The organism is Ferrovibrio terrae (genome assembly GCF_943371255.1).
Taxonomy (GTDB): Bacteria; Pseudomonadota; Alphaproteobacteria; order Ferrovibrionales; family Ferrovibrionaceae; genus Ferrovibrio; species Ferrovibrio terrae_B.
Genome location: NZ_CALRUC010000142.1, coordinates 1 through 9,587 on the forward strand (window position 1 = coordinate 1; position 9,587 = coordinate 9,587).

Annotated in this window: 10 protein-coding genes and 1 pseudogene; 5 read left to right on the forward strand and 6 right to left on the reverse strand. The window is 65.9% G+C overall.

Annotation, left to right across the window (positions count from 1 at the left end):
- Positions 1–1,052: MFS transporter (locus AAG799_RS20635; RefSeq protein ID WP_341898827.1), on the reverse strand; the 1,052-nt coding region annotated here is incomplete at its 3' end.
- A 204-nt stretch (positions 1,053–1,256) separates the two neighbouring features.
- Between AAG799_RS20635 and AAG799_RS20640 the strand changes: the two genes are divergently transcribed.
- Positions 1,257–1,841, forward strand: a complete 585-nt coding sequence (locus AAG799_RS20640) for a TIGR00645 family protein (RefSeq protein WP_341898829.1) — start codon at positions 1,257–1,259, stop codon at positions 1,839–1,841.
- A gap of 10 nt (positions 1,842–1,851) precedes the next feature.
- Positions 1,852–3,003 carry a hypothetical protein gene (locus AAG799_RS20645; protein WP_341898831.1) on the forward strand — a complete coding sequence of 384 codons (1,152 nt, stop codon included), beginning with the start codon at positions 1,852–1,854 and terminating at the stop codon, positions 3,001–3,003.
- A gap of 14 nt (positions 3,004–3,017) precedes the next feature.
- On the opposite strand, the gene AAG799_RS20650 is transcribed toward AAG799_RS20645, so the two are convergent.
- Positions 3,018–3,326 carry a (2Fe-2S) ferredoxin domain-containing protein gene (locus AAG799_RS20650; RefSeq protein ID WP_341898833.1) on the reverse strand — a complete coding sequence of 103 codons (309 nt, stop codon included), beginning with the start codon at positions 3,324–3,326 and terminating at the stop codon, positions 3,018–3,020.
- 259 nt (positions 3,327–3,585) lie between these two features.
- On the opposite strand from AAG799_RS20650, the gene AAG799_RS20655 reads away from it, so the two are divergent.
- Entirely contained in the window at positions 3,586–4,233 is a 648-nt protein-coding gene (locus AAG799_RS20655) for a porin family protein (protein ID WP_341898835.1), read from the forward strand.
- Between the two features lie 52 nt (positions 4,234–4,285).
- On the opposite strand, the gene cueR is transcribed toward AAG799_RS20655, so the two are convergent.
- Together cueR and AAG799_RS20665 are read right to left on the reverse strand one after the other, a co-directional pair.
- Complete coding sequence (gene cueR / locus AAG799_RS20660) at positions 4,286–4,747, reverse strand: Cu(I)-responsive transcriptional regulator (RefSeq protein ID WP_341898837.1); 462 nt, start codon at positions 4,745–4,747, stop codon at positions 4,286–4,288.
- The gene (locus tag AAG799_RS20665) at positions 4,744–7,194 is read right to left on the reverse strand and encodes a heavy metal translocating P-type ATPase (protein WP_341898839.1); all 2,451 of its coding nucleotides are present in this window, start codon (positions 7,192–7,194) and stop codon (positions 4,744–4,746) included. Before AAG799_RS20665 ends, cueR begins: the two co-directional genes overlap by 4 nt.
- Positions 7,195–7,407: 213 nt before the next feature.
- On the opposite strand from AAG799_RS20665, the gene AAG799_RS20670 reads away from it, so the two are divergent.
- Positions 7,408–7,989: a PAS domain-containing protein gene (locus tag AAG799_RS20670; RefSeq protein ID WP_341898840.1), complete on the forward strand. Its 582-nt coding sequence runs from the start codon at positions 7,408–7,410 to the stop codon at positions 7,987–7,989.
- Positions 7,990–8,009: 20 nt separating this feature from the next.
- Positions 8,010–8,624, forward strand: coding sequence for a PAS domain-containing protein (locus AAG799_RS20675; protein ID WP_341898842.1), 615 nt, complete (start codon positions 8,010–8,012; stop codon positions 8,622–8,624).
- Positions 8,625–8,631: 7 nt separating this feature from the next.
- On the opposite strand, the gene AAG799_RS20680 is transcribed toward AAG799_RS20675, so the two are convergent.
- Together AAG799_RS20680 and AAG799_RS20685 are read right to left on the reverse strand one after the other, a co-directional pair.
- Positions 8,632–9,078, reverse strand: a complete 447-nt coding sequence (locus tag AAG799_RS20680) for a hypothetical protein (protein ID WP_341898844.1) — start codon at positions 9,076–9,078, stop codon at positions 8,632–8,634.
- Positions 9,075–9,587, reverse strand: a pseudogene (locus AAG799_RS20685) (hypothetical protein); the annotation flags it as partial. The pseudogene AAG799_RS20685 and the gene AAG799_RS20680, both read right to left, overlap by 4 nt.

Sequence of the window (9,587 nt, forward strand, 5' to 3'; positions counted from 1 at the left end):
ACGGGGAAATGCTTGTAGCGGCCGGTGCGCGACACCAGCTGGCCGGCGGTGATGGCGCCCATCACGCTGGTGCAGGTGAGCGGGATCAGCATCAGGCCGGAATCGCCGGCCGACATCTGGTAGATCATCTGCAGCACCAGCGGCATGAAGACCAGGCCGCCGATCATCACCATGGCCAGCAGCAGGCTGGAGGTCATGGCGATCATGTAGTTGACGTTGCCGAACAGCCGCGGCGGCAGGATCGCTTCCGGCGCACGGCGCTCCTGCAGCACGCTCAAGGCAAACAGCAGGATGGCGGCGGCGCCGAGGCCGAGAATCTGCGGCGAGGCCCAGGCGAATTCATTGCCGCCCATGGTGGTGACCAGCAGCACGCAGCACACCGCCGAAACGATCAGCACCGCACCGGCATAGTCGATCCTGTGCCGCACGCGCTTTACATGCAGGCGCTTCAGCGTCTTCTGCGCCACCAGCAGGGCCGCCAGACCGAACGGCAGGTTGATCCAGAAAATCCACTGCCAGCCCAGATGTTCGGTGAACAGCCCGCCCAGCACCGGGCCGGCAACGCTGGCCACCGCAAAAGTGCTGGCGATATAGGCCTGGTAGCGGCCGCGTTCGCGCGGGCTGACCACATCGGCAATGGTGGCATGCGCCATGGCGAGCAACCCGCCGCCGCCCAGGCCCTGCAGCGCCCGATATATGATGAGTTCGGTCATGCTCTGGGCCAGGCCGCAGAGCAGCGAGGTGATGAGGAAGATGCCGATGGCGATCTGCAGCATCAGCTTGCGGCCATAGAGATCCGACAGCTTGCCGTAGATCGGCGTCGCCGCCGTCGAGGTGAGCAGATAGGCCGACACCACCCAGCTGAGATGCTCGGCCGCCTTCAGGTCGGCAGCGATGCCGGGCAGCGCGGTGGCGACAATGGTCTGCTCCAGCGCGGCGAGAAACATGCCCAGCATCAGGCCGAGGAAAATGACGATCTTTTCCTGGTGGCTGAACACCGGCGGACCGAGATCCGGTGAAGGTTCGGTGACGGAAGCAGGGACCGGGGACATGGCAAATCTCAGGCAGGGCGAGGCTGCGTCGCCAGAAAAGATCGTGTACGTTTTACCTAGACCCGCGAACCGGGGCTGGCAAGGCGCCTTTTTGCCGCGGCGACGCAAACCAAAGGCCGAAATTGGTTCATGATCCCGCTCTGGTCTGGTTGTGGCGCTTCGGATAGCTTCCCGCCAGATCGTTTCACCCGGAGTTGCCGCAGCATGCTTGAACGTTGGATCGAAAACACCATTTTCGCCACCCGCTGGGTGATGGCGCCGTTTTACCTCGGCCTGTCGGTGGCGCTGGTGCTGCTGCTGATCAAGTTCCTGCAGGAGCTGCTGCACACGGTGCCGATCGTGTTCAGCATGAGCGAATCCCAGCTGGTGCTGTCGGTGCTGTCGCTGATCGACCTGTCGCTGGCCGGCAATCTGCTGCTGCTGGTGATCTTCTCCGGCTACGAGAATTTCGTCTCCAAGATCGACAATGCCGACCACAAGGATCGCCCCGAGTGGATGGGCAAGATCGATTATTCCGGCATGAAGCTGAAACTGGTGGCCAGCATCGTCGCCATCTCGGCGATCCAGCTGCTGCGCGCCTTCATGAACATCGAGGAGATGGATCATGTCGAACTGGCCTGGCTGGTCGGCATCCATCTGACCTTCGTGGTGTCGGGCGTGCTGCTGGCCTGGATGGACCGCCTGACCGAATCCAACCATGGCCATGGCAAGGACCCACATATCCCCGCCGATACCGAGGTGGTCGATGGCAATGTGATCGATCACCACGACAAGCCCGCGCCGAAGTGAAGCCGCCGGGATGAGCCGGTCGCATCATCCCGTCCTGTCCCGTGTGGTGCTGCTGGCCGGCCTGTTCCTGACAGGGTGTGCCGGCGATCCCTTCGCCGATTACGCAGCGCTGGATGCCAGCAGCATCCAGCGGCCGTATCCAGCGGCAGACCACCGCGGTGTGCCACAGACCGCCCGCACCGGCGAGCTGCTGCTGCAGTTTGACCAGGCGCGGTCCTTCTTTCCGCTGGCCCTGAGCGGCGCGCTGGTTGATTACAGCCGCAGCGCTCCCAACTCTCCCGGGGCGCGCGGCTTCACCGCCGCCTTCCTCGCCGACTTCAATGCCGTCACCGCCGATCCGGAGCAGCCGCTGGACGCGCAGCTGGCAGCGGCCGACGGCTCACGCCTGATGCTGCTGCGTGCGCGACCTGGCGACAGCTGGGGCGAGCTGCACCATGCCGCCCTGCTGGATGCCAGCGATGTGGCGCTGATCGCCATGCCGCGCGGCGCGCTGGCCGGCGATGCCTTTGCGCAGACGGCAAGGCACCAGGCGGGCAAACCGGTCTGGGCCTTGCTGCCGGCCAGTGCGCGGGTCGGCAATGGCGAGACCATGCCCGATCCCGACGAGGCACGGCTGCTGGCCTTCTCGGCATTGCTGGGCGGCGCCACCGGGCTGATCTGGCAAGGCGAAGACAATTACGTGGCGCGTAGCGCCGGCTGGCTTGGCATTGCGCCGACGCCGCAGCTGGATTACGGCATCCAGACCGGCGGCCATGCGCCATTGCAGGCGACACCCGGCGATGTTGCCGCATCGCGCCGGCTGTGGGATGCCGTGACGCAGCTCAACCGCCGCATCAGCCGTATCGCGCCGGCGCTGCTGCAGCCCGATGCACCCGAGCCCTACAGCATCGCCATGCGGATCGCGCCGCCGTCCGCCACTGGCGCGCGACCGCCGGCGCAGTTGCGCAGCCTGCTGAAACCCCATGATGGCGGCCTGCTGCTGATCGTGCTGAATGCCGGCACCGGCGAGGCGGATTTCCGCATCGGTTTTGCGCGCGCGATCCGCAGCCTGACCCGTCTGGACGAGGGCGAGACGATCGCGCAGGATGCCGCGCGCGGCCTGTTCCGCGACACCATCACGCCGCGCGGCGTGAAGCTCTATCGTATTGTCTTGGCGCGCTGAGCGCGCCGGGCGGATCACGCTGGCGCAATAAGCGCGGTCAGCGCCGTAACGGCGTCGTGGCCCTTGCCGATCACCACATGACTCTGCGCCGGCTGGGCGGTACCGGTGATGGTGACGGCGACACCGCGCTTGGGACAGATGCCGAGGCAGCGCACGCGCGCGACACGCACATCCTTCTTGTGGCCGGCCGCTTTCACCGCATCCTTCAGCCGGTGCGCAAGATCGACGCCATGGCCGCCATCGCATTCGGAGCAGACCAGCACCAGTGCCGTCGACCAGGGCTGCTCGACGGGCTGCAGGACGGATTTTTCAGAAAATGACATGCAAGGCCTGCAATCAGACATTTTGTAACACCGGGCTGCTTCACATAGAGCCCGGCCAAGCTTCGCACAAGTCAGCTGGCGAAAAAGCGCGGATTGCCCGGCCGGATGCAAAACTGTGACGAATTTACCATGGCCACGCTTGCCGCGATGCTGCCCACGCAATGCCACGATTCCGCCTTGTATCGCGCCCTAGTTACAAGCGCCCGCCTGGCTGCAACAGGGCGGCCCGTGTTTCGTCACACTTGCAGGAGTATCATCAATGACCCGCTTTGCTTCTGCCGCGCTTGCGGCCACCTTGCTGTCCACCACCGCGCTGGCACTTCCTGCCTTCGCGCAGGACAAGCCCGACACCACCACGCTGAAGCCCGGTGCCTATGCCGGCTTCACCGGCGGTTATCTGATGACGCCGGATACCGACCGCGATGGCGGGGCGCATCTGGAACGCGATAACGGCTATTCCTTTGCCGGCCAGTATGGCTATCGCCTGCCGAACAACCTGCGCCTGGAAGCCGAACTCGGTTACGGCAGCATCGACAACGACAGCTACCATGCCAATGGCGGCCGAACCGGCGTGCGCGGCGATACCGACCAGTATTCGCTGACCGGCGCCGCCTATTACGACATCGCCACCGGCACGCCGCTGACGCCCTATGCCGGTGCCGGCGCCGGCCTGATGCACCAGCGTTTCGATCGCCCGGCCGCGACAGCCAACGGCTCGACGCTGCCCGGCAACAGCGACAGCAGCACCGATCTCACCGCCTTCGGCGAAGTCGGTGTCGGCTACAAGCTGGCCAGCAGCCTGGAGATCGTGCCGAGCTATCGCTACCAGTGGATCAACGACGGCGCCAACGGGCTGGACGACAGCACCCAGCATGTTGCCCGGCTGGGCTTCCGCAGCTGGTTCTAACCGGCAAGCCTGACGCTGGGCCTTCCGCCGTACATCCGGTGGGGCGGAGGGTCTAGCGACAGCACGACGTGTCGGCAGTATGGGGCGGCGCGGCTTCGGTCGCGCCGCCTTTTTCATGACCGGCATCCAGGCCGCTCAGATCATCCAGAATGGGGCAGTCGGGCCGCGCATCGCCATGACAGGCCTCGGCCAGATGCTGCAGGCTGCGCTTCATCGCCTGCAGTTCGGCGATCTTGCGGGTCAGGTCGTCGATATGCTTGAGCGCGATATCCTTCACCGCCGCCGAAGGCCGCGCGCCATCCTGCCACAGGCCTAGCAGCAGGCGGATATCCTCCAGCGCAAATCCCAGATCGCGCGAGCGGCGCACGAACCGCAGCAGATGCACATCGCGCTCGCTGTAGACACGATAGCCGCTCTGCGTGCGGCCGGCTGCCGGCATCAGCCCGATGCTTTCGTAATAGCGGATCATCTTGGCGCTGACACCCGAAGCGCCGCTGGCCTGGCCGATATTCATGCCGTTGCCTCCTGGGCGTGATGCGGTTTCCAGCGCCGCAGCAACAGCGCATTGGTCAGCACCGAAACCGAACTGAGCGCCATCGCCGCACCCGCCAGCATCGGGTCGAGCAGGCCGAAGGCGGCAAGCGGACTGCCGATCACGTTATAGCCAAAGGCCCAGACCAGATTCTGCCGGATGCGCGCGTCGGTGGCGCGCGCGATGCCGATCGCGTCAGCCACCAGCAGCGGATCACCGCGCATCAGCGTGATGCCGGCGGTCTGCATCGCCACATCCGTACCATTGCCCATGGCGATGCCGAGATCGGCCGAGGCCAGCGCCGGCGCATCGTTGATGCCGTCGCCCACCATGGCGATGTCGCCACCTGCCTGGTCGCGCAGCCGCGCAATCGCCGCCGCCTTGTCTTCCGGCAGCAGGCCGGCCTGCACCTCGGTGATGCCGAGCCGAGCCGCGATGGCGCCCGCCGCCGCCGGCGCATCGCCCGACAGCATCGCCACGCGCAGGCCCATCGCCTGCAGGCCGGCAATCGCCGCGGCGGCATGGGCCTTGGGTTCATCGCCGAAGGCAAAGAAGCCGAGCACGGCCTTGGTGTCGTCATCGGCGAGCCATGACACGGTGCGGCCCTGGACGGTTTGCTGGGTCGCCTGCGCATCGACCGGCCCCTGCACGCTGATGCCATGCTCCTGCAACAGCCGCGCGTTGCCGAGCAGCAGATGGCGACCTTCGATCTGGCCGCAGATGCCGCGACCGGCAAAATCACGGAATGCCTGCACCGGGGGAACACTGACATCACCGGCGCGCGCGCGGATTGCGGTCGCCAGCGGATGCTGCGAGCCGGCCTGCAGGGCTGCCGCGAACCGCAGCAGGGCCGCCTCGTCACCATCGATGGCATGAATCGCCGTGACCACCGGCTTGCCTTCGGTCAGCGTGCCGGTCTTGTCAAATGCCACAAGCCGCAGATTGCGCGCCTGCTCCAGCGCACCGGCATCGCGGATCAGGATGCCGTGCCGTGCCGCCACGCCGGTGCCAACCATCAGCGCCGCCGGCGTGGCCAGACCGAGCGCACAGGGACAGGCGATCACCAGCACCGCAATGGCATGCAGCAGGGCGGTTTCCACATTGCCGCCGCTGAGACTGAGGGTGAAGGCGAAGGTGACCAGGGCAACAAAGATCACGACCGGCACAAAGACACTGCTGATGCGGTCGACCAGCTGCTGCACCGGCGGCTTGCTGGCCTGCGCGCTTTCCACCAGACGCAGGATGCGGGCCAGCATGGTTTCCCCGGCGGTGGCCTCGATGCGCACGGCGATCAGGCCGTCGCGATTGAGCGTGCCGGCACGCACGGTGTCGCCCACCTGTTTGTCGACCGGCAGCGATTCCCCGGTCAGCATCGATTCATCGACGCTGGCGCGACCTTCGATCACGATGCCGTCGGCAGCAAAAGCTTCACCGGCGCGCAGCAGCAGGATGTCATCGGCACGCAGCAGCGCGGTATCGACGGTTTCTTCCGTGCCATTGGGCTTGCGGCGCCGTGCGGTGGCGGGCCGCAGCTGCAGCAATGCGCGCAGCGCGGCGGCGGTCTGTCCGCGCGCACGCGCCTCCAGCCACTTGCCCAGCCGCACGAAGGCGATGATCGCCACCGAGCCCTCATAATAGAGATGCGGCACCATCCCGTGGTCCAGATGCGGCAGCGCCTGCCACCACAGCCAGGTGCTGAGTGCCCAGGCCGCGGTGGTGCCCAGCGCCACCAGCAGATCCATGTTGCCGGTGCCTGCTCGCAGCGCGCTCCAACCAGAACGATAGAAGCGCCAGCCCAGAATGAACTGCACCGGCGTGGCGATCAGAAACTGCAGCAGCGGCGACAGCATCAGGTCATGCCGGCCGAGCAGTGAAAACACCATGCCGCCGATCAGCGGGAGGCTGAGTGCGAGCGCCAGCAGCGCAAGATTGCGATCGCGCGCAATGGCTTTGGCTGCCTGATCCGCACGGGCGGCAACCGTGCGGGCAGCATCGTCAAAAGGGCGCGCCTCGTAGCCGGCCTTGCGCACCGCCGCGATCAGGGCGGCCGGATCGACGGCATCGCGCGGCACTGATACTTCCGCGCTTTCGCCGGCCAGATTGACGCTGGCGCGGCTGACACCCGGCACGGCAGCGAGTGCCTTTTCGACGCGGCCGACACAGGAGGCGCAGCTCATGCCGGCGATCTGCAGCCGGATTTTGTCCTGCGGTACGCTGTAGCCGGCTTTTTCCACTGCTTGAATGGCTGTGGCCGGCGACAAGGCACCGGCAAATTCCAGATGGGCGGTCTCGGCGGCAAGGTTGACGCTGGCCGCGCTGACACCCGGCAGGGCGCGCAGGGCGCGTTCGACCCGGCCGGCGCAGGAGGCGCAGCTCATGCCGGCAACCGGCAGATCGAGACTGTGGGACAGGGTTTCAGATGCGGACATGGGAAGCCTCGGACAGCGTTGCGCTGCCTCATCAGATAAGGCTTCCCATGATGGGAAGGTCAAGCCGATTATGCAGACGACGCTGGAAGTGCCGAAATTCCAATAATTTCAGCGATATCGCAGAATCTTATCAATTCTGACTTTCCCCAATTTTTCCAAGGAGTAATCAAATCGCCACCATACAACCGGCCGGCGCTTTGATAGTTTCCGGCCATGGATTTCGTGGCCTCCCTGCCGACGGCGCTGACCGAACCGAGCCGGCGCTTCTTCACCGAATGGCACCGCTGGCGCGGTCGCGGCCTGGTGCCGCAGCGCAGCGTGCTGGATACGGGCAAGCTGGGCGATCTGCTGCTGCGCTGCCTACTGCTGGAGATCCGCGGGCGCGAGGAGATTCCGATCCGCTTTGCCGGATCGGGCATCGGCGAGATGATCGGCACCAATCTGGCCGGCCGCAATTACCTCGATCTCACCGATCCGGATAACCGCGCACGCCGCGCTGCCCTGCTGTTCACCGAGGTGGCGCAGCCCTGCGCCGCCGTCATCTATTACTGGCTCAGCACCGGCAATGGCGCGATCCTGCCGGTCGAGCTGGTCTCGGCACCGCTCTGTGCCGATGGCGAGACCACGCCATCGCTGGTGCTGGCCTGCGCCACCCCCCTGATCAAGGGCAGCGATGCCGCCCGCGACGTGGCACCCGACTCCTATGCCGAAGGCGAAGGCCTGCGCTTCATCGATATCGGTGCCGGACTGCCGCCCGTTGGCCCCGACATCCATGTCGCCCAGCGCGTGCAGTGACGAACCCGCAAGCGAAGACAATGCCCTATTCACCCCAAAATCTGCGCAGCCTGCTGGACCGGCAAAACGGCATTGCCCTGCCGATTGCCCGCACTGAACCGGTCACCGCGGCCTCCCTGCTGTCCGATGACAGCCGTCAATTCCTGGCGGCCTGGAAACAGTGGCGCGGCGACCGTCTGGTGCCGCAACGCGCCGATATGGACCTGGTGTCGATTGCCCGCCTGATGCCGAAGCTGGTGCTGCTGGATGTGTTCAGCCCGGACCGCGCGGTGTTTCGTCTGGCGGGTTGCGATATCGAGAGCCTGGTCGGCATGCGCCTGACGGGGCGCGACTTCGTCGCAATGGCCGCCATGGATCAGCGTGCGATGCGCAGCCGGATGATCTGGGATGTGGCGACGCGGCCCTGCGGCGTACTCAGCTTTCATGCCTTGCCGTATCCCGGTGTGGGCCGCACGCATCACATCGAAGTCTTTGCCCTGCCGATCCGGCCCGACGCCGCCGAGGCACCGATGCAGGTTTTGGCCGTGGCCAGCCGTCTGCCGGCCCAGCAACAGGGCGGCGGTACAAGACTGCGGCTGGAACAGACCGGCGTGACGCAGCATTGCATCGATATCGGCGCCGGCATTCCGGCCTGAGGCCGCTCTAGCGCCGCGATATCCGCGTATCGACATCCACGCTGAAGTGGATCGCCGTCAGCGCTTCGGCCAGCACATCGATGCTGCCGGGCAGCCAGCCGCGATAGCAGCCGGTCAGCAGCAGGCGGTCCTGTGTGTCACTGAGGCCGGCACCGGCCACGATCTCGACGGCGAGATCCACTGGCAGAACCAGCCCACGCCGATTGCCGAACATAGGTGTCGAAACCGTGGTCACCACGGCATTGCCGGCCTTTATGGCCAGGCAGTGCTGCACGACCGGCGGCAGGGTCGAAGCCGAAGCATTCGTATCGCTGACGATCACCAGCTTGCTGCCGAGAAACCCCGCCATGGCGGCCATCATCTCGTCGGGCTGTACTGCCAGCGACGGGAAGACCACGATCAGGGCCGAGGCCAGGCCGTACTGCGGCACGAAGAGCTCGGCGACAGCCTTCATGCAAAGTATGCCGCGATCTTGCGCTTGTCGTCATTCCCCGCGTGATAGCGCAGCGCGACGAAGGCACCATCGATGCGCACCACTTCGGCTTCCGCCTTGAAGCGCAGGCCGGCCCGGCGCAGATCGGCGGTGACAGTGAATTTCTCGCCCATGCGCGGCGCGCGGTCGAACGGACCGGCGAGCAGGCCAGTCCCGCTCCAGTTCTGCAGGCCATAGGCGGTGCCACCAATCTCGACGCTATCGTCCGCACCGCAATCGAAGCGCGACTCGCGCCGGCGTTCGGTCGTGGCAGTGTCATCGCTGCGGAAGAAGCCGACCAGCTCGGACAGGTCGCGCGCCTGATGCGCCAGCGTCTGCGTAGCGGCACTGGTTTGCTCGACCAGTGCGCCGTTGCGCTGGGTCATTTCATCCATCTGGCCGACGGCGGTGTTGATCTCCTGCATGGCACGGGCCTGCTCGTTGCTGGCCGTGGCGATCTCGGCCACGATATCGTTAACCTGCTTCACCGC